The sequence below is a fragment of the Halovulum marinum genome (assembly GCF_009697225.1).
Lineage (GTDB): Bacteria > Pseudomonadota > Alphaproteobacteria > Rhodobacterales > Rhodobacteraceae > Halovulum > Halovulum marinum.
On sequence record NZ_WIND01000024.1, the window covers coordinates 1 to 18,961 of the forward strand.

General features: G+C 71.1%; 19 protein-coding genes. 14 read left to right on the forward strand and 5 right to left on the reverse strand.

Going from position 1 to position 18,961, the window contains the following annotated elements; all coding sequences use genetic code 11:
* Window positions 1-245 (reverse strand): hypothetical protein (locus tag GE300_RS19190; RefSeq protein ID WP_154449120.1); only part of this gene is annotated, 245 nt, incomplete at its 3' end.
* A gap of 32 nt (window positions 246-277) precedes the next feature.
* Window positions 278-1,615, reverse strand: coding sequence for an O-antigen ligase family protein (locus GE300_RS19195; RefSeq protein WP_154449122.1), 1,338 nt, complete (start codon window positions 1,613-1,615; stop codon window positions 278-280).
* Window positions 1,616-1,857: 242 nt separating this feature from the next.
* Between GE300_RS19195 and GE300_RS19200 the strand changes: the two genes are divergently transcribed.
* Window positions 1,858-2,619 (forward strand): sulfotransferase family 2 domain-containing protein, encoded by a 762-nt coding sequence (locus GE300_RS19200; RefSeq protein ID WP_154449124.1) that lies wholly within the window; start codon window positions 1,858-1,860, stop codon window positions 2,617-2,619.
* 4 nt (window positions 2,620-2,623) lie between these two features.
* On the opposite strand, the gene GE300_RS19205 is transcribed toward GE300_RS19200, so the two are convergent.
* Window positions 2,624-3,529 (reverse strand): glycosyltransferase family 2 protein, encoded by a 906-nt coding sequence (locus GE300_RS19205; RefSeq protein ID WP_154449126.1) that lies wholly within the window; start codon window positions 3,527-3,529, stop codon window positions 2,624-2,626.
* Between the two features lie 201 nt (window positions 3,530-3,730).
* Between GE300_RS19205 and GE300_RS19210 the strand changes: the two genes are divergently transcribed.
* Window positions 3,731-4,561, forward strand: coding sequence for a sulfotransferase domain-containing protein (locus GE300_RS19210; protein ID WP_154449128.1), 831 nt, complete (start codon window positions 3,731-3,733; stop codon window positions 4,559-4,561).
* A 69-nt stretch (window positions 4,562-4,630) separates the two neighbouring features.
* Here GE300_RS19210 and GE300_RS19215 read toward each other — a convergent pair whose 3' ends face one another.
* Together GE300_RS19215 and GE300_RS19220 are read right to left on the reverse strand one after the other, a co-directional pair.
* Window positions 4,631-6,064, reverse strand: a complete 1,434-nt coding sequence (locus GE300_RS19215; RefSeq protein ID WP_154449130.1) for an oligosaccharide flippase family protein — start codon at window positions 6,062-6,064, stop codon at window positions 4,631-4,633.
* Window positions 6,065-6,199: 135 nt separating this feature from the next.
* Window positions 6,200-7,225, reverse strand: a complete 1,026-nt coding sequence (locus tag GE300_RS19220) for a replication initiator protein A (RefSeq protein ID WP_154449132.1) — start codon at window positions 7,223-7,225, stop codon at window positions 6,200-6,202.
* A 438-nt stretch (window positions 7,226-7,663) separates the two neighbouring features.
* Between GE300_RS19220 and GE300_RS19225 the strand changes: the two genes are divergently transcribed.
* The 12 genes from GE300_RS19225 to GE300_RS19280 all read left to right on the forward strand — a co-directional run bounded on the left by GE300_RS19225 (window position 7,664) and on the right by GE300_RS19280 (window position 18,958).
* Window positions 7,664-9,103, forward strand: coding sequence for an AAA family ATPase (locus GE300_RS19225; protein ID WP_154449133.1), 1,440 nt, complete (start codon window positions 7,664-7,666; stop codon window positions 9,101-9,103).
* Entirely contained in the window at window positions 9,103-10,143 is a 1,041-nt protein-coding gene (locus GE300_RS19230; protein WP_154449134.1) for a ParB/RepB/Spo0J family partition protein, read from the forward strand. The genes GE300_RS19225 and GE300_RS19230 overlap by 1 nt, the downstream gene beginning before the upstream one ends.
* Before the next feature lie 221 nt (window positions 10,144-10,364).
* Window positions 10,365-11,543, forward strand: coding sequence for a glycosyltransferase family protein (locus GE300_RS19235; protein WP_154449135.1), 1,179 nt, complete (start codon window positions 10,365-10,367; stop codon window positions 11,541-11,543).
* Between the two features lie 23 nt (window positions 11,544-11,566).
* Complete coding sequence (locus GE300_RS19240) at window positions 11,567-11,731, forward strand: hypothetical protein (protein WP_154449136.1); 165 nt, start codon at window positions 11,567-11,569, stop codon at window positions 11,729-11,731.
* Window positions 11,732-13,195, forward strand: a complete 1,464-nt coding sequence (locus GE300_RS19245; RefSeq protein WP_154449137.1) for a GMC oxidoreductase — start codon at window positions 11,732-11,734, stop codon at window positions 13,193-13,195.
* 84 nt (window positions 13,196-13,279) lie between these two features.
* Window positions 13,280-14,275, forward strand: a complete 996-nt coding sequence (locus GE300_RS19250; RefSeq protein WP_233417197.1) for an acyltransferase family protein — start codon at window positions 13,280-13,282, stop codon at window positions 14,273-14,275.
* Window positions 14,275-15,324, forward strand: a complete 1,050-nt coding sequence (locus GE300_RS19255; RefSeq protein WP_154449139.1) for an acyltransferase family protein — start codon at window positions 14,275-14,277, stop codon at window positions 15,322-15,324. The genes GE300_RS19250 and GE300_RS19255 overlap by 1 nt, the downstream gene beginning before the upstream one ends.
* Before the next feature lie 17 nt (window positions 15,325-15,341).
* Window positions 15,342-15,884, forward strand: a complete 543-nt coding sequence (gene rfbC / locus GE300_RS19260; RefSeq protein WP_154449140.1) for a dTDP-4-dehydrorhamnose 3,5-epimerase — start codon at window positions 15,342-15,344, stop codon at window positions 15,882-15,884.
* Window positions 15,881-17,197, forward strand: a complete 1,317-nt coding sequence (locus GE300_RS19265; protein ID WP_154449141.1) for an NAD(P)H-dependent oxidoreductase — start codon at window positions 15,881-15,883, stop codon at window positions 17,195-17,197. The genes rfbC and GE300_RS19265 overlap by 4 nt, the downstream gene beginning before the upstream one ends.
* A 51-nt stretch (window positions 17,198-17,248) precedes the next feature.
* Window positions 17,249-17,869: a serine O-acetyltransferase gene (locus GE300_RS19270; RefSeq protein WP_233417198.1), complete on the forward strand. Its 621-nt coding sequence runs from the start codon at window positions 17,249-17,251 to the stop codon at window positions 17,867-17,869.
* Between the two features lie 31 nt (window positions 17,870-17,900).
* Window positions 17,901-18,230, forward strand: a complete 330-nt coding sequence (locus GE300_RS19275; RefSeq protein ID WP_154449142.1) for a hypothetical protein — start codon at window positions 17,901-17,903, stop codon at window positions 18,228-18,230.
* On the forward strand, window positions 18,227-18,958 hold the full coding sequence (locus GE300_RS19280; protein WP_233417199.1) for an SDR family NAD(P)-dependent oxidoreductase: 732 nt from the start codon (window positions 18,227-18,229) through the stop codon (window positions 18,956-18,958). The genes GE300_RS19275 and GE300_RS19280 overlap by 4 nt, the downstream gene beginning before the upstream one ends.
* Window positions 18,959-18,961: the final 3 nt, after the last annotated feature.

Genomic DNA, 18,961 nt, shown 5'->3' on the forward strand with positions numbered 1-18,961 from the left:
GCGCCGTACTGGTCGATCGCGCGGATCGTCACCTCGCTCGAGAAGTCCTGCGTCAGCGTCAGGTCGCCGTAGTTGCCGCTCTCCAGCAGGATCTCGTCGCCGCCGGAGGCCGAGGCCAGCGCGGCGGCGAGCGTGCCGGGCCCGGCGCGCAGTTCGCGGGCGGCGGCGATGCCGGCGGCCAGCGCGCAGGCCAGCGCCAGGGTGGCGGCGCGCAGGATCCTCCCGGCCTTCATCCCGACCTTCATCCCGGCCCTCCTCCCGGCCTTCATCCCGGCCCTCATCGCGCGCCCCGCCCCGGAACCGGGGCACGCCGGGCATAGGGCAGCCGCCGCCGGCCCCCTGCTTCCGGTGCGTCTTCGGGTGCGTCTTCGGGCGCGTCTTCGGGTGCCTCTGCGGACCCGTCCCGGTCCTGCGGCGGCGGCGCGTCGGGCTCTTGCGGGGCGTCCGCGAACCAGGCGCCGGCGCCGATCATGAAGATCAGCAGCACATAGGTCGAATTCCAGTAGTGCACCGTCCACCCGGCCATGATCATGCCCATCAGCGAGATCAGGTAGGCGGTGCGGTAACTGGCGACCCGCGCGTCCAGCCCCTTGCGGAACGCCGCCGCCAGGAAGATGCCGAGCACCGCGACGGCCAGGAAGATGACGGCCGGGATCCCGTTGCGCATCGCCGGCAGCAGCCAGAACATGTCCACGCTCGGCAGCATCCAGTACGGCCGCACCCAGTCATTCAGGCCGAGGCCGAACAGCGGGTTGTCGATCACGTTGGCCGATCCGTATTCCCAGATCCGGATGCGGTTCATCGCCGTCCAGGTGTTGAACGCGAAATAGGAGATCAGGATCTCGGGGGTGGAGCGGTTCGCCACCGCCTCGATCAGACCGATGCCGCCCGCCGACAGGCCGGCCAGGATCTTCCACCGGGCGGCGACGCTGCGGAACATCCAGTTCCAGCCCATCAGCATGATCTGCACCACCTGCGCCGTCAGCGGTCCGGAGGACAGCGCGAAGAACGCCGTGAACATGACGCTGCCCGTGCGCAGGGCCCGGCGCCCCACCGGTTCTCCGTAGCCCAGCACCATGTGCACCATGGCCAGCATGCTGCCGCTGTAGACGCCGAACAGGATCTGGTGATCGAACGGCCCCTGCACCCGGTACAGGCCCATGCGGGGCTCCATCGCGTTCGCCGTCAGGGTTTCGGAGAACAGGCCGAAGATGGACAGCAGCAGCGCGTGCCCGGTCAGCGTCTCGTAGAGCGCGAAGGGCAGCATGACGATGACGGTCCAGTAGAACACGCGCACCATGGCATGGAAGTCCGCCGCGGTGCGGATGTAGCAGCGCGCCAGGAAGTAGGTGCCCACCGTCTCGAGAAAGAAGATCCCGTTGCGCTCGATCATCGGGCCGACGCCGTGGTGGACGGTGAAGCTGAGCGCGCTCCAGAACCACAGCAGCAGGATCGCGAAATCGGGGATCCGCATCCGCCCGGCCTTGCCGCTGAGCCACATGAACAGGCAGGGCACGGTGACCAGCAGAAGCACCACCCGGTAGACCGACAGCCGCAGCGGGCCCAGCTGGATGATCGACGGGATGATCAGGCCGACCAGGAACAGGACGATCATCAGGGACAGGCCCTGCCGCTGTGCGCCGCGCGCGGCCGGGCCGTGCGCCCGGGGTTCCGCAGCCGCCTGCATGTGACCTGCACCCATTCCGTACCCGACCGTCCTTCGCCCCGTCCCATAGTAGACATAGGGCGCGGCACGCTCCAAGCACATGCGCATTCGCACTTCCGGTGCCGGCGGTGGCGCTGCTAGAGTGCCGCGCGTGCGCAGGAGCGGGGGCAGGAGCGGGGGCAGAGCGTAAAATGCCGTTTTTCAGGGCGGGAACGGGCATCTATTTCTTCGCCCATGTGCCGAAATGCGCCGGCTCCTCGGTCGAGGACTACCTGCGCGACCGGTTCGGGCGCCCGGGCTTCGTCGACAACCGCTTCCTCCGGCGCCCCGAGGCGGAGCGCTGGACCCGGACCTCGCCCCAGCACGCCGACTGGGCGACGGTCGAGCGGCTGTTCGGGCCGGATTTCTTCGACGGCGCCTTCGCGGTGGTGCGCCATCCGCTGAGCCGCGCGGTCAGCGCCTATCATTTCCAGGTCGAGGTCGAGAAGACCGCGCCGGCGGGGATCGGCTTCGGCGACTGGCTGCAGGAGATGCGCGCCCGGCAGGCGCGGGACCCGTTCGCCATCGACAACCACTTCCGGCCGCAGACCGACTTCCTGCCCCCCGGCTGCACGCTGTTCCACCTGGAGCACGGGGTGGACGCCCTCGTGCCCTATCTGGACCGGCTGACCGGCACCACCGGCGGGCCGCGCGCGATCGGCCACACCAACCGCCGCGGCGCCGGCAAGGCGGCGCCGGATCCGGCCGCGGCCGCGCTGGCGGCCGAGATCTACGCCGAGGACTTCCGCCGGCTGGGCTATCGGCCCGACCGCCCCGATCCGGTCGCCGCGCCGCCCGCGCTCGACCCGCGGACCGTGGCCGAGGCCGCCGCCGCCCGCGCCCGCAGCGCCCGGCCGGACCGCCGCCTGGCGGCCCGGGTGCGGCGCAGGCTGCGCCGCTGGGCCGGGGCCTGAGCCCTCACAGGCGCGGCTTGCGGCTGAGCTTCTCGCCCAGGAGCCGGCCCGCCAGCGGCGGATGGTGGCGCAACGCCGCCCGGCAGAAGCGCCAGCCGGTGCGCCGCTTGCCGGCGTTGATCAGCGCGCGGCCCAGCCGCCAGAGGTTGAGCGCGTATTCCCGCGGATAGCGGTCATAGAGCGCCCGGTTGCGGCGCATGATGCGCACCAGCCCGATCGCCTTGGCCCGCTTGTTCTTCGAGATCGAATCCGTGGACGAGAACGCCATCACCACCGGCTCGGGCAGTTCCAGGATCCGGGCGTGCTGGGCCAGCGACGAGGTGAAGGCCCAGTCGGCGTTCGAGCGCACCCGCGCGTCGAACCAGACCGGTTCCGGATAGCAGTTCCGCCGGAACAGCGCGTTCTGCAGGCTGATGCGGTTCTCGACCAGGAATTTCGCCACCTGGTCCTCGTCCTCGCGCAGCCGGCCGTCCGGGGGCGGACGCAGCGACACCTTGTCGATGCCGTAGCTGCCGTCCGGCCCGCCGCCGTACAGCACCTTGGCGTTGGTCACCACGTCGATCTCGGGGCGCTGCTCCAGCACCCGCATCTGCTGTTCCAGCTTGCGCGGCAGCCACAGATCGTCGCTGTCCTGGAAGGCGATGAAGTCGCCGCGGGCCTCGGCCAGGCCGGCGTTGCGCGCCGCCGAGGCGCCGCCGTTCACCTCCAGCCGCACATAGCGCAGCCGGGGGTCGTCGATGCGGCCGATCACCCGGGACAGGTCCTCGGTCGAGGCGTCGTCGACGACGATCAGCTCCAGGTCGGCATAGCTCTGGGCCAGGACGCTGCGGATCGAATCCTCCAGCGCGTGCATCCGGTTGTAGACCGGCAGGATCACGGAAACCGTCGGCGCCCCGGCGGATGCTGTCATGCAGGTCTCCTGCGTGCTGCCCCCTCGCGGCGCCGGATCCGGGCCGCCCCCGGGGACCGTTATGGCAGCCGGCCCGCGCCCGCGCCAAGCGGTTTTGCCCCCGGCCGGGCGATTTTCCGCACGCTCCCGGGGGCCTTGCGCCTTGAAAAGCGCCCGGCGCTCGGCCAAGCAGGACGGACCCCTGCCCTGCGGAGAGCCCAGATGTCCGGTACCGGGTCCGAGATCGGCAACGATCAGTATCTGCTGATCATCGGCGCGATGAAATGCGCCACCACATCGCTGTTCAGCTATCTGGCCGAACACCCGGCGATCTGCCCCGCCGCGGTGAAGGAGCCGGAGTATTTCTCGAACCAGGTCCGGGTGCACGACACCCGCAACCGGATCGCCGCCTACGCCGAGCTGTGGGACTTCGACCCCGACCGCCACGCCTGGGCGATGGAGGCCTCGACCGGCTACACCAAGCACGAGGAGCCGGAGGCGCCCGGCCGGGTGGCGGCGCACGGCCTGCGGCCGCGGCTGGTCTATGCGGTGCGCGATCCGTTCGCGCGGATCGAGTCGCACTACAACTTCATGCGCCGCCATCCCGACTGGCGGTTGCCGATCACCCATCCCGACCTGGTGCAGACCTCGAACTATTTCGCCCATGCCCGGGCCTGGACCGGGCTGTTCGGCCGCGACGCGCTGCTGATCGTGGACTACGACGAGCTGATCCGGACCCCGCTGGTCACCGTCAACCGGGTCTGCGCCTTCCTGGACATCGCGCCGATGCACACGATCGCCGACAGCTCGGCGCGCAACGTCACCCGGCGGCCGAAATCGGCGCCCGAGCGCGCGCTGCGCCGCGCCGCGCCGTTCCTGTCGCGCCTGCCCGCGGGGATGAAGGCGCCGGTGCGCCGGGTGCTCGAGGCGACCCGGCCGCAGCCGGCGCGGCTGACCCCGGCCGAGCGCGCGGCCGTCGCCGAGACCCTGGCCCCCGACATGGCCCGGCTGCACGACGGCTGGGGGGTCGACGTCGCCCGCTGGGGGTTCTGAGCCGCCGCCACGGACCGCCGACACGGACCGCCGGACGGGGCGTTCAGACGGACCGCCCGGACGGACCGCTCAGACGGGGCGGCGCCGCGCCAGGCGGGTCACCTCGGCCAGCAGCGGGTGGCGGACCGCCAGCAGCAGCAGCGCATAGACCCCGGCCATCACCGCCGCCAGCGGGAACACCGACAGCGGGTGATCGCGCCACGGCTCGGGCAGCGCCAGCCGCAGCCCGATCAGCGCCACGGCGAACAGCGCCGCGATCGCCGCCGGCTGGGCGACGGCGGCCCCCAGCGCCCGGTAATCCAGCCCGACATAGCGGCGCAGCGCGGTCATGTGCACCACCACATGCGCCAGCCCGAAGCCGACCCGCAGCCAGGCCACCACCAGCACCGAATACGACAGCCCGACCAGCAGCAGCGCCAGCGCGATGCTCTGCAGGATCACCTCGTTGCGCAGCTTCAGCTTGACGTCGCCGGTGGCGATGTAGACCGCGATCGCCTGGCCCATGACGACCTGCAGAAGCTGCGCCACGCACAGCGCCTGCAGCACCGGCGCGGCCGGGGCCCAGGCCTCGCCGAACAGCAGCTCGATGATCGGCCGCGCCTCGATCGCCATGAACAGCAGCGCCGGCCAGGCGATGATCAGCGTGTAGGCGGTGGCCTTCATCAGCATCGGCCGCATGTCCGCGCCGACGCGGTGCTTGGCGCCCAGCTCGGTGCCGGTGACCCAGTTGACCGAGCTCAGGAACAGCCGCTGCACCATGATCGCCAGCCGGTAGCTGCGCACGTAGTAGCCGACGGCGGCGAAGGCGAAGACCTTGCCCATCAGCACCTGCGGCAGCTGCGAGCCCAGGGTGGAAATCACCGCCTCGAGCGAGGACAGCCCGCCGAAGCCGGCGATCGCGCGCCATTCCTTCAGCGACGGGCGCAGCCGGATGTGGTCGCGCCGGTAGGCCAGCGTCATCACCACCAGCACCGCCGACTGCGCCACCGCCCCCCACGCCAGCGAGATCGGGCCGTGGCCGGCCCAGGCGAACAGGATCGAGACCACGGTATTGGCCAGCGTCGCCGCCAGCACGATCACCGACAGTTCCCGGTAGCGCCGGTCGCGGCGCAGCAGCCCGCCCGCCGGCAGGCCGATGGGCAGGATCAGGAAGCTGACCGCCAGCAGCGCGAAGATCGGCGCCAGCCGCGGCTCGTCGTAGAAGCCGGCGATCGCGTGGCGGCTGAAGAAGATCGCCGCCGCCATCGCCCAGCTGACCAGCAGGGCGATGCCGAACACGGTGCGGATCTTGTCGTCGGTCAGCTCCGGTTCCTTGATCAGGTAGCGCCGGACGCCGAACTCGCGCAGCGATTCCAGGATCGCGATCGCCGCCAGCGCCACCGCGGCCACGCCCAGCTCGGCCGGCGGCAGCAGCCGGGCGATGACGATCGCCGAGAAGAACTGGATGAAGAACTGGCCACCGGTCTGGCCGAAGCTGTAGAGAAGCCCGCGGCGGACGCTCATGGCGATCGATCCCCTGCCCCCGACAGGCCGGTTCCCCAACCGGCCATCCGGCGGGTCATAGCATCCCCCGCCGCGGCGCGCGAGATTTCCTCGCGCCTCGGGCCGCAGTTTCGGCGCGGTTTCGGCGCGGTTTCGTCACTGCCGCCCCGCCCGGGTCCGGCAGAAGGCCACGAAGGCCGCGTCCGGCGCGTGCAGCCGCGGCCGGCCCGAGGCCGCCCACCAGGCGCGCCAGTCGGCCTCGAGCGCGTAGACGTCGAAGCCGGGCGCCGCGGCGCGCGCGCGCTCGTGGGCCTGCGCGCCGAGCGGGGGCAGCTCCGCCGCCCCTGCCCCCGCCGCCCCTGCCCCCGCCGCCGTCATCCGGGCGCGCGCGCACACCCGCACCAGATCGCCCGGCTCCACGCTCAGCGTGTAGTCGGGCAGCAGGTCGGCGGCGGCGATGTCGCGGATCATCTTGCGGAACACCCTGAGCGGCGAGGTCGAGCCGGACTTGGTCAGCAGCGTGGCGAGGCCGATGGTCCATTCGCGCTGCCGGCCGCAATGCTTGCGGGCGATCTCGTAGACCCGGCGCTCCAGCGGCTTGCGCAGGCGGAAATAGTCGCGGCTCAGCGTCAGCACCGATTTCGCCAGCACCGCCCGGTACAGCCATTCCGACAGCACCACCTCGGCCGAGACCATGCGGCCCGCCCTTGTCCGCCGCACGATCTCCCAGCTGTCGATCAGCCCGAAGCCGCGGGTGGTCTCGAGGCCCCCGGTGGCGATGGTGGTCACGATCCGGGTGCCCGACAGCCGCTCCAGCGCCTCGCGCAGCCGGCGATAGCCGTCGCCGCTGGTCTCGCGGTTGGTCGCCACCAGCAGGTCGCGCGCGGTCAGCACCAGGCGGCGGCTGACCGGACGCTCGGCGTTGATCGCGGCCATCAGCTGGCTGACGCAGTAGATCAGCACGTCCTTGTCGTGGATCGTCGCCAGCCCCTTGACCGAGGGCGTGATCTCGATGCTGGCGCCGGCGTGCGCGTAGGACAGCACCCGCCGGTCGGGCCGGGTGGACAGCGAGAACACCGGATGCTCCATCGACGCCAGGTCGTCCTTGGGGATCGCGTCCAGCACGTCGCAGACGAAGAAGTCGCCGGTCGGATGCCGGTCCGGAAGAAGTGCCGGGGCCATGACTGCTCTGCCTCACCCTGTTCGTTCATCGGGCCTGTTCATCGGGCCTGTCTATCGGGCGTTTCTTATCGTGGTTTCGTTTACGCCAGCCTAGGGACGGTCCCCCGCCCCGTCCAGCGGCAAGGCGAACCCGAGACGTGGGTTTGGAATCGCGGCTGCGTGGGTTCGGAGTCGCATCATCGTGGTTCCGGAATCGCCTGCGCCGGCGGGCGCCGGTTTTTTCCCGGCGAAACCAAGGGGGTGGCGCAAGGCCGCGAAACCCGTAACACTATATATAACACCCAATAACACACCGGGGCTTGCAGGCTGTGGCCGCCGCGCCCCACCTGCCCCCGGAATCGCCCCGGGAAACCCCGGATTTCCCTGAGAAAATCGAATCGGATGCCGCTTTTGCTTACATGTGCCGCGTTTTGTGGTACATTGCGCAAAACAGGGCACATGAGGCGTTTTTCGATGCAGGATCCCGAGGCCGGCCAGAGGCCCCCGTACTTCAATATCGACCCCGACCAGGCGTTGCGCGAACTGGGCGCACCGGTCGGCACCGACGGCTTCGCCGACACCGCCAGCCGCTCGCTGTCGGGGCGCGAGGACCTGGTCCGCCGCGGCCAGTCCCCCGAGGGGCGCAAGACGCTGCGGCTGTTCTCGACATGGGAGATCACCCGCTACCTGATCCCGGTCGCGCCCGCGCATTTCCGCCGGGTGCTGCGCGCCAACCCGGACCTGCCCCAGGGCCGGTCCGAGACCGAGGGCGGCGCCAAGTGGTTCACCCTCGACGAGGTGCTGCGCCTGCGCGGCCATTTCGCCGACCTTGGCAGCCGCGCCAAGGAATACCGCCCGTACCGGCCGAAGGGGCTGCCGGCCAAGACCGTCGCGGTCGCCAACTTCAAGGGCGGCGTCGGCAAGACCTCGACCGCGGCGCACCTGGCGATGTCGGCGGCGCTGGACGGCTACCGGGTGCTGGTGATCGACCTGGACAGCCAGGGCTCGATCACCTCGATCTTCGGCGGCCAGGTGGCGGACGAATGGCAGACGGTGTTCCCGCTGCTGGCCCGCGACTACGCGCAAAGCCTGCAGGCCGAGAACCGCCGCCGCGCCGACCGGGGCGAGACCCCCCTGCCCTTCGACGACACGCTGCAGACCGCGCTCGACACCAGCGCCGCCGACCTGATCCAGTCCACGCACTGGCCGAACATCGACCTGATCGGCGCGCAGCTGAACCTGTACTGGGCCGAGTTCCAGATCCCGGTCTGGCGCACCGGCCTGCGCGGCTGGAAACTGTGGGACGCGCTGTCGAACGGGCTCGAGGCCGACGGGCTGCTGGAGCGATACGATCTGATCGTGCTCGATACCCCGCCGGCGCTTGGGTACCTCACGATCAACGGGCTGGCGACGGCGGACATATTGCTGGTGCCGCTGGGCGCGTCGTTCCTGGAGTTCGACTCGACGGGCCGGTTCTTCGACATGCTGCACGCCACCTTCGCCTCGATCGAGGAGGGCGAGAACGCCGCCGCGCGCGCGCTCGGCCGCCCCGGCCTGCGCTTCGAATGGGACGCGGTGCGCGCCGTGGTCACCCGCTTCGACGCAAACCAGCAGGCCGAGATGGCGGGGCTGATGCAGGCCTATCTCGGCCCGGTGCTCAGCCCGGTGCGGCAGGACTTCACCGCGCTGGTGGGCCAGGCCGGGGAACAGGTGAACGGGATCTACGAGGCGGATTACCGGGATTTTAACCGCGATACGTATGCTAGGGGGCGCGCCGCCTTCGACGCCACCTATGCCGCCTTCAAGCGCCTGCTGATCGGCGCCTGGCGCCGGGACGAACTGGCCCGGGACGCGGCGCGCCAGCACGAGCCGCAGCAATTGAAAGAGGAGGCGTCCTGATGGCCCGCCGCCGCCTGACCCCCGTTCAGACTCCCGTCCGGACTCCCGCCGATGCCCCGCCGGGCGCCCAACCCGGCGCCGGGCTGGAAACCAAGGCCTTCGGCCTCGCCACCCAGGTCTCGCGCGCGCCGATCGCGCAGGTCGCGGGCGAGGCCTCGGCCACCGCCGCGCTGGAGGCGCTGACCGACGACATGGCCCGCGCCCGCGCCGAGGGCCGGATGGTGATCGGGATCCCGCTTCGGGACGTGCGGGCCGACCACCTGGACCGCGACCGCCTGCCCCGCGCCGACGACGAGGACATGCAGGCGCTGCGCGAAAGCCTGCGCGCCCACGGCCAGCGCACCCCGATCGAGGTCACGCCGCTGACGGACGGGCGCTACGGGCTGATCTCGGGCTGGCGCCGGCTGACGGCGCTGGCGGCGCTGCACGAGCAGACCGGCGACGACCGTTTCGCATCGGTCCGCGCGCTGGTGCGCACGCCGGAAACCGCGGGCGACGCCTATGTCGCCATGGTCGAGGAGAACGAGATCCGCCTCGGCCTGTCGCATTACGAGCGTGCCCGGATCGTGGCGCTGTCCGCCGACCGCGGCGTGTTCGAAAGCGAGCGCGCCGCGCTCAGGGCGCTGTTCGGGAATGTTTCGCGCGCGAAACGCTCCAAGATCGGCAGTTTCCTCGCGGTCTACCGGGCGCTGGACGCGCAGCTGCGCTTCCCGCACGCGCTGGGAGAGCGGCTGGGCCTGCGCCTCGCGAAAGAGATCTCCGACGACAGGGCCGCCGCCAGGGCGCTGCGAAAGGCGCTGGAACAGGCGGCGGCCGAGACCCCCGAGGCCGAGCAGCGGGCGATCGAACAGGCGCTGACCGCGCCGAAAGCGGCATCGCAGCCCGACCCCGCCCCCGAGACCGCCCCCGAAACCGTCCCCGGCATCACCGTGGGCGCGAAACGCAAGGGCCCCGCCATGCAGGTCACCGTCACCGGCCCGCGCGTGGATGCTGCATTGCACCGGGCGATCCTGGACCTGGTCGAGCGCTGGACGCGCTGACACCCGGCCCGGGGGCGGCCCGGGGGCGGCCCGGGGGCGGCCCGGGCGGTTGAAGCGCCAAACGTTTCGCGCGCGAAACGCGAGTGGCCGTCCCGGCGCGCAAATCGTCACAGATTGCCGGGGGTTCCGGCTGGACTCGCAGCCTGCCTTGAATATGCTGCAATGCGGGGTGGCCGGGCGTTTCGTCCGGGAAATCGTGCCGGCAAAAGGGCATTGGGGACATGCAAGCCAAAGATGATCTGGCGGGGGACGCCCCGCCACGGATCTGCGTCCTGTCTCTGCGCGAGATGGAGGCGCATGTCGCGCGCGCGGGCGGGTACGAGTTCGAGGACGTCATCGCCCGCGACCTGGACGATGCCCGGATCCTGACGCCGCGCCATGCCGGATGGTCGCCGCAGCGGCTGGGCCTGCACCGCTGGCTGTCGCGCCGGACACCGCTGGCGCGGCGGCTGTCGCCGGGGCTGCAGGTGCCGGCGCTGGACCGGGACGTGGAGCTTCTGTTCCTCTCGGCAGCCCAGCTGTCGGACCTGTCGGCGCTGGCGGCGGTGAAGGACTGGCGCCGGCGGTCGCGGGTCGCGATCTGCTGGCTGCAGGAACTCTGGGCCGCCGACATCCCGCGCAACGGCCGGCTGCTCGAGGTGCTGAACGCCTTCGACCATGTGATCTGCCCGTTCCACCACTCCACCGGGCCGCTGCGGCAGCGCCTGGACGTGCCGGTCAGCTATCTGCCCTGGGGGATCGACGCGCTGGGGTTCTGCCCCTGGCCGGAGCCGCCGGCGCGGGTGATCGACGCCTACAACATCGGCGGCATCTCGCGGACCACGCACGCCGCGATGGTGGCCCATGCCGAGGCGACGGGCCGGTTCTACCTGCACGACACCACCAGGGGCCGGCGCACGGTGGACTCGCACGTCGCGCACCGGCGGAACTATGGCGCGACGCTGAAGCGGACGAAGTATTTCTTCGCGCACCAGGCCAAGGTGCTGCGGGCGGACGAGCGCGGCGCGCAGGAGGAGTTCGGCCTGCGCTACCTGGAAGGCACCGCCGCGGGCGCGATCCTGCTGGGCGACCGGGTCGACAACCCGGCCTTCCGCGAACACCTGGGCTGGCCCGACGCGGTGATCCGGATCCCCTACGACTGTCCCGACATCGGCGCCGTCATCGAGGAGCTGGAGCGCCAGCCCGAACGCATCGCCGCGGCGCGCCGCGCGAACGTGGCGAACGCGCTGCGCCGCCACGATCACCTGCACCGCTGGGACCGGGTGCTGGAACTGGCCGGGCTGGAGCCGTCGCCGAAGATGCAGGCGCGCCGCGCCGCGCTGGAGGCGCGCGCCGCCCAAGTCGAGGCCGGGGACGAAGCGGCCGGATCGGGGCAGAACCACAAGGCGGCCACGGCATGAGACCGGAACGGAAGGAGCGAGACATGCGCGCGACGGGAAAGACCGGGGTCCGGACGGGCTTCTGGCGGCCGGGACGCCGCAGCGTCCTGACCGGCGCGGCGGCGCTGGCCCTGCTGGGCGGGCGCGGCCTGTGGGGCCGGGTGGTCCGCCACCGCTCGGGCTGGGTGCTGCACGAGCGGGACCTGTAGATGTTCGTCGCCGCCGAGACCTTCGCCGACGGCCATGTCGAGCGCGCCCGGACCTGCGTGTTCGGCTCGGGCCCGGCGGGGCTGACGCTGGCGTACACCCTGGCCGAGCGCGGCGAGGACGTGCTGCTGGTCGAGGCCGGCGGCGCCGAGTGGGAATTCGAATCGCAGGAGCTGTACCAGGGCCGGGTCGAGGGCGACCGCTATTTCCTGCTCGAGGACTGCCGGCTGCGGGTCTTCGGCGGCACCTCGGGGCACTGGGGCGGCTATTGCCGGCCGCTGGACGCCCATGACCTGGCCGGGATCCCGGGCCATCCCGGCACCCGCTGGCCGATCGGCGTCGAGGCGCTGCAGCCCTATCTGGCGGCGGCCGCCGAGATCCTCGAGATCCCCGGCGAGTTCCCCGAGCGCGAGGCCGGTCCCGACCTGGTGCGCACCATGTACAACTACAGCCCGCCGGTGCGCTTCGGCGACAAGTACCGGGACTACTGCGAAAGCTCGGACCGGCTGCGGGTCTGCCTGAACAGCGCGCTGGTCGGCATGGAGCCCGACGCCGGCGCCGGCGAGACCCGGATCCGCGCCGCCGAAATCGTGACCGAGCGCGGCCCCGGCGGCGCCGAGGGCCGGGTGCGCTGGCGCGTCGAGGCCGAGCGCTTCGTGGTCTGCCTGGGCGGCATCGAGAATTCCCGCCTGCTGCTGTGGATCAACGAGCAGAACGGCCGCGCGCTGCTGCCCGATCACGATCTCATCGGCCGCTACTGGATGGAGCACCCGAACGATTCCGTGGGCGAGACGGTGCTGCTGGCCGACCAGGCCGGGCTGTTCGTCGAGCGGCCGACGCATTTCACCCTGTCGGGCAGCTACCAGCAAGACAACGCGCTGCCGAACGTGGTCTTCGAGATCAACGAGGAATCCTATACCAAGGCCAAGCGCCTGGCCGCCGACATCCTGTGCATCGCGCCGCCGCTGGGCCAGCGGCTGCTGGACGGGATCGACAAGAAGCTGGTCTGCGCCGCCCGGGTCCGCTGCCAGTGGGAGCAGGTGCCGGACCCGGACAACCGGGTGGTGCTGGGCGATACGCCCGACCGGCTGGGGATTCCGCAGGTCGCGCTGCACTGGCGCAACAACCCGTCCGAGCGGCGCACCATCGCCGCATCGACCCTGGCCCTGGCCCGGGCCTTCGCCGAGCAGGACATCGGCCGGGTGAAGCCGTTCGACTGGATCGTCGACGACAGCCTGCCGTTCCCCGACGACGAGGTGATCGCCAGCTACCACCACATGGGCGGCACCCGGATGAGCGCCGACCCGGCCGCGGGCGTGGTCGATCCGGACCTGAAGGTGCACGGGGTCGCCAACCTCTACGTCGGCGGCAGTTCGGTGTTCCCCTCGTCGGGCTACGCCAATCCGACGCTGACCATCGTGCAGCTGGCGCTGCGCCTGGCCGACCACCTGAGGCCGGCGGCATGAGGCCGGCGCGGGAAGGGGGGCGGGCTTGCCCGGCCGGCGGAAAGGCGCACCATGATGCGCAGCGAAATCCGAAGGGGAACGAGCATGGCTGACCTGCTGCCCGGCCCGGGCGCCGTCCGGCTGATCCTGGCGCTGATGATCGTCGCCGAACACATCTCCGGGCTGCGCATCGGCGGGCCGGCGTTCATGGCCGTCTTCGTGCTCAGCGGCTACTGGGTGGCGCGGTCGTGGGATCTGCGCTACCGCCAGCTGCCGCGCCCCGAGGCGACCTTCTGGCTGTCGCGCATCCTGCGGCTGTGGCCGCTCTATGCGGTGGTGTTCCTGGGCACGACCCTGGTGCTGGCGCAGGTCGCGGGGCGCTACGATCCGGCGACCTGGGCCGGGCTGCCGATCCTGGGGCTGGCCAGCCACGGGCTGGACCGGATCGGCATCGCCTGGTCGCTGGACATCCTGCTGCAGTTCTACCTGCTGCTGCCGCTGCTGTGGGCGCTGGCCGGACGCACCGGGCCGGCCGGGGCGGCGCTGTGGGTGCTGGCGGCCGCCGCCGCGGGCTGGGCGCTGATCCTCGCCACCGGCCTGGTGCTGCTGCCGGCGTTCCTGCCGCTGTTCGCCCTGGGCTGGGCGGCGCATGCGCGCGGCTGGCGGGTGCCGCTGTGGGGCGCGCTGGCCGCGGGCGCCGGCTTCGTGCTGGTGGCGGGCGCGGCGCTGGTCCTGCCCGACTGGCGCGGCTTCGTGATCGGCGGCTCGGGCAGTTTCGGCGGCGACAAGCTGTTCGCGCTGGTCTGGGTGCTGCCGCTGGTGCCGGCGCTGCTGTGGAGCGTGCGCCGCCCCTCGGGCGCGGCCGACCGGCTGCTGGGCGAGATCGCCTATCCGGTGTTCCTGCTGCACTACCCGGTGATCGTCACCGGCCGGGCGCTGCTGGGCCGCGACTACAGCGCCCCCGAGAAGCTGGCGCTGGTCGCCGCCGTGCTGGCCGCCGCGCTGGTCCTGCACCTGGTGCTGGGCCGCCCGCTGGAGGCGCTGCGCCAGCGCGTGGTGCGCGGCCGGGCCGCGCGCCCCCTGGCCGGGGAAAGCGCGTGATGCCGGCGCTGCTGGGACCGGGGCTGGTGCGGCTGGGGCTGGCGATGATGGTGCTGGTCGAGCACCTGTCGCGGTTCGAGATCGGCAGCCTCGCGGTGATGGTGTTCTTCACGCTCAGCGGCTACTGGGTGATGCGGATGTTCGACGAGAGCTACCGGCACATGCCGCGGCCTCTGACGACGTTCTACGTCTCGCGCTTCCTGCGGGTCTGGCTGCTCTACGTGACCGTGTTCCTGGCCGCGATGGCGGTGCTGTGGGGGCTCGGGCGCTACGATCCGGCGACCTGGGCGGCGCTGCCGATCCTGGGCGTGGCGACCCATGACCGCGACATCATCGGCATCGCCTGGTCGCTGGACATCGAGCTGCAGTTCTATGCCCTGCTGCCGCTGCTGTGGGCGGTGGCGGCGCGGCTGCGCGACGGCGCCGGCTGGGGGCTTCTGGCGCTGGCGACGCTGCTGCTGTCGGCGTTCAGCTGGGTGCTGCTCTACCGCACCGGGATCACGCTGGTGACGGTGTACCTGCCGCTGTTCGTCGCCGGCGCGGCGATCCACCTGCTGCGCCTGCGGGCCTCGTCGCGGCTGGCGCTGCTGTCGGTGGGGGCGTTCGTCCTGGCCGCGGTGGTGGTGTACCTGACGCCCGAGGCGCGCCAGCTGCTGATCTACGGCACCGACAACCCCAACCACAACAAGCTGTTCGCGCTGCTCTGGGCGATCACGCTGCTGCCGTTCGTGGCCTGGAACGTGCACCAGCCCAGCGGGCCGGTCGACCGGCACATGGGCAACCTGTCCTACGCGATCTACCTGGTGCATTTCCCGATGATCATCGCCGGGCGCGAGCTGGTGGGCCGGGACCTGAGCGATCCGGAAAAGCTGGTGGTGCTGGTCGGCGCCCCGGTGCTGGCGCTGGCGCTCTACCTGCTGGTCGACCGGCGCTACGAACGCCTGCGGCGACGGGTGGTGCGGGCCTTGAAAACCCTTCCCCCGCCGCGGCGCGCGGCCATCATTCCGATAGAATCCGCGCCCATGCGTGAATCCGACAGCGTGCAGTAACGACCGAGGCAGCATTCATGATCTTCACCGAAACCGGGCTGGCCGACGCCCATGTCATCGACCTGCAGGAGATCCGCGACGACCGCGGCTTCTTCGCCCGCGCGTTCTGCGCACGGGAATTCGAGGAACACGGGCTGAAGCCGGCGATCGCGCAGGGCAACCTGTCGTACAATCACAACAAGGGCACGATGCGCGGCATGCACTACCAGCGCCCGCCCGCGGCCGAGACCAAGCTGGTGCGCTGCACCGCCGGGGCGATCTGGGACGTGATCGTCGACATCCGCCCCGACTCGCCGACCTACATGAAGCATTTCGGCGTCGAGCTGAGCGCCGCCAACCGCCGCGCGCTCTATGTCCCCGAGATGTTCGCCCACGGCTACCTGACGCTGACCGACGGGGCCGAGGTGATCTATTCGGTGGGCGAGTTCTACACCCCCGGCGTCGAGGGCGGCTACCGCCATGACGACCCGGCGCTGGGGATCGACTGGCCGGTGCCGGTCGAGGTGATTTCCGAGAAGGACGCGACCTGGCCGCTGATCGGGGAAGGGGCGGCGCGATGATCATCGTCGATACCGCGCTTGCCAAACGCGCCGAGGAGGGCCGCCCGGTCCGCGTCGGCCTGATCGGCGCCGGCTTCATGGGCCGGGGCATCGCCAACCAGATCGTCAACTCGGTGCCCGGCATGGCGCTGGTCGCGATTTCCAACCGCAATGTCGCCGGCGCCCGCCGCGCCTATGACGAGGCCGGGGCGGGGGCCGGGGCCGGGGCAGGCGATCTGGTCGAGGTGACCACCCAGGACGCGCTGGAAGACGCGATCCGCGCCGGGAAGCCTGCGATCACCGGGGATGCGATGCTGCTGGCCCGCGCCGACAATATCGACGTGCTGATCGAGGCCACCGGCGCGATCGGGTTCTCGGCCGAGGTGGTGCTCGAGGCGATCGCCCACGGCAACCACATGGTGCTGATGAACGCCGAGCTTGACGGCACCGTCGGCGCGATCCTCAAGCACAAGGCGGACCGGGCCGGGGTGATCCTGACCGGCTGCGACGGCGACCAGCCCGGGGTGCAGATGAACCTGTGGCGGTTCGTGAAGTCGATCGGCCTGACGCCGCTGGTCTGCGGCAACATCAAGGGCCTGCAGGACCCGTACCGCAACCCCACCACGCAGGAGGCGTTCGCGAAACAGTGGGGCCAGAAGCCGCACATGGTGACCAGCTTCGCCGACGGCTCGAAGATCTCGTTCGAGCAGGCGATCGTCGCCAACGCCACCGGCATGAGCGTCTCGAAACGCGGCATGATCGGGCGCGACCACCGCGGCCATGTGGACGAGCTGACGAAGATCTACGACATCGACGCGTTGAAGGCCGCGGGCGGCATCGTCGACTATGTGGTCGGCAGCCAGCCGGGGCCGGGGATCTATGTGCTGGGCACGCTCGAGGATCCGAAGCAGCGGCACTACCTGAACCTCTACAAGCTGGGCGAGGGGCCGCTCTATTCGTTCTACACGCCCTATCACCTGTGCCATTTCGAGGTGCCGCTGTCGGCGGCCCGCGTGGCGCTGTTCGGCGACGTGGTGATGGCCCCCGCCGGCGCGCCGAGGGTCGAGGTCGTGGCCACCGCCAAGACCGACCTGAAGGCCGGCGACACGCTGGACGGCATCGGCTGGTACATGACCTATGGCGAGGCCGAGAACGCCGACGTCGCCCGCGCCGAGCGGCTGCTGCCGATGGGCGTGGCCGAGGGCTGCCGCCTGCGCCATGACGTGCCCCGCGACAGGACCCTGACCTATGACGACGTCGAGCTGCCCGAGGGCCGGCTGATCGACCGCCTGCGGGCCGAGCAGGACGCGCATTTCCACGCGCGGGGTGGGTGAAGTGAAGCGATTTCCGGTTTATGCTGCGCTGCGGAAAACGGAAGGGTGCGGATGGAAGGCGACGTGAACGACACTCCGGAAACCGGATCGCCCGCGATGCCGGCTGCCGCGGCCGAGGCGGCGGACGCCGCGCCCCGGGGCGCGGCGCTGATCCGGCAGATGGGGCTGCTTGCCGTGCTGCGCGAGGATCTGCGCACCCATCAGGGCGCGCTCTCGCGGCCCGGGCTGCAGACGCTGTGGAACTACCGCATCGGCACCTGGGCCGGCACGCTGCCGCCGGGGCTGCGGCAGCTGGCGGGGCTGGTCTATTTCCTGGGCCACCGCTTCTGCCGCAACGTCTACGGCATCGAGCTGTTTCGCACCGCGCGCATCGGCCGGCGCTTCCTGATCGGCCACCAGCACGGCATCGTCATCCACCAGTACGCCAGCATCGGCGACGACTGTTCGGTGCGCCAGGGCGTGACCTTCGGCATCGGCACCGAATGGGTGCCGGGGCAGGGGCCGGTGATCGGCAACAACGTCTCGTTCGCGCCCGGCGCCATCGTCATCGGCAACGTGCGCATCGGCGACAATGTCAGCGTCGGGCCGAACTGCGTGGTATCCACGGACGTGCCCGCCGACCGCTCGCTGTTCATTCCGCCGCCGCGGGTGATCCCGCGCGAACCCGGCTGAGCCTTTCATTCATGTTCCGAGGAGTATGCCCATGTCCCTGACCTACGAGACCGCCCTGAGCGCGATGGAAAGCGCCGTCGACGAGATGAACCTGTCCCTGCCGCAGGAAAAACGGCTGTCCACGGACCCGGACGCGGTGCTGTTCGGCCCCGGCAGCCAGCTCGATTCGGTGGGGCTGGTGAACCTGGTGATGGCCGCCGAGCAGCATCTGGGCGACGCCACCGGCGCGGACCTCGTGCTGGCCTCGGAGGCGGCGATGTCGCGCAAGCGCAGCCCGTACCGCAGCCTGCGCGCGCTGGCCGAATACGCGGTCGAGGTCGCCGGCGCGGACGGCACCGGAGAGCAGGCCGCCACCGCATGACCGCCACCCCGATGACCGAAGCCCCGATGACCGAGAACCGCGTGATCGCCATCACCGGCACCCGCAAGGGGATCGGGCGCTTCCTGGTGGAGCAGTACCTGGAGCGCGGCTGGACCGTGGTCGGCTGCGCCCGCGGCGCCGCCGACATCGACGACAGCCGCTACACCCATTTCGAGCTGGACGTGGCCGACGAGCGCGCCGTGGCCTCGATGCTGCGCCAGGTGGGCCGTGCGCACGGGCGGCTGGACGCGCTGCTGAACAACGCCGGCATCGCCTCGATGAACCATGCGCTGCTGACGCCGGGCTCGACCATGCAGCGGGTGTTCGCCACCAACGTCTACGGCACGTTCTATTTCTGCCGCGAGGCGGCCAAGCTGATGGGCCGCCGCAAGACCGGGCGCATCGTCAACTTCGCCACCGTGGCCACGCCCCTGAAGCTGGAGGGCGAGGCGGTCTATGCCGCCTCCAAGGCCGCCGTGGTGTCGCTGACCGAGGTGCTGGCGCGCGAGCTGGCGCCGTTCGGCATCACCGTCAACGCCGTCGGCCCGACGCCGGTGCCGACCGACCTGGTGGGCTCGGTCCCGCAGGAGAAGATGGACGCGCTGATCGCCCGCCAGGCGATCCCGCGCTACGGCACCATGCAGGACGTGCTGAACGTGTGCGATTTCTACCTGCGGCCCGGGTCCGATTTCGTCACCGGCCAGACGCTGTACCTGGGCGGGGTCTAGGAC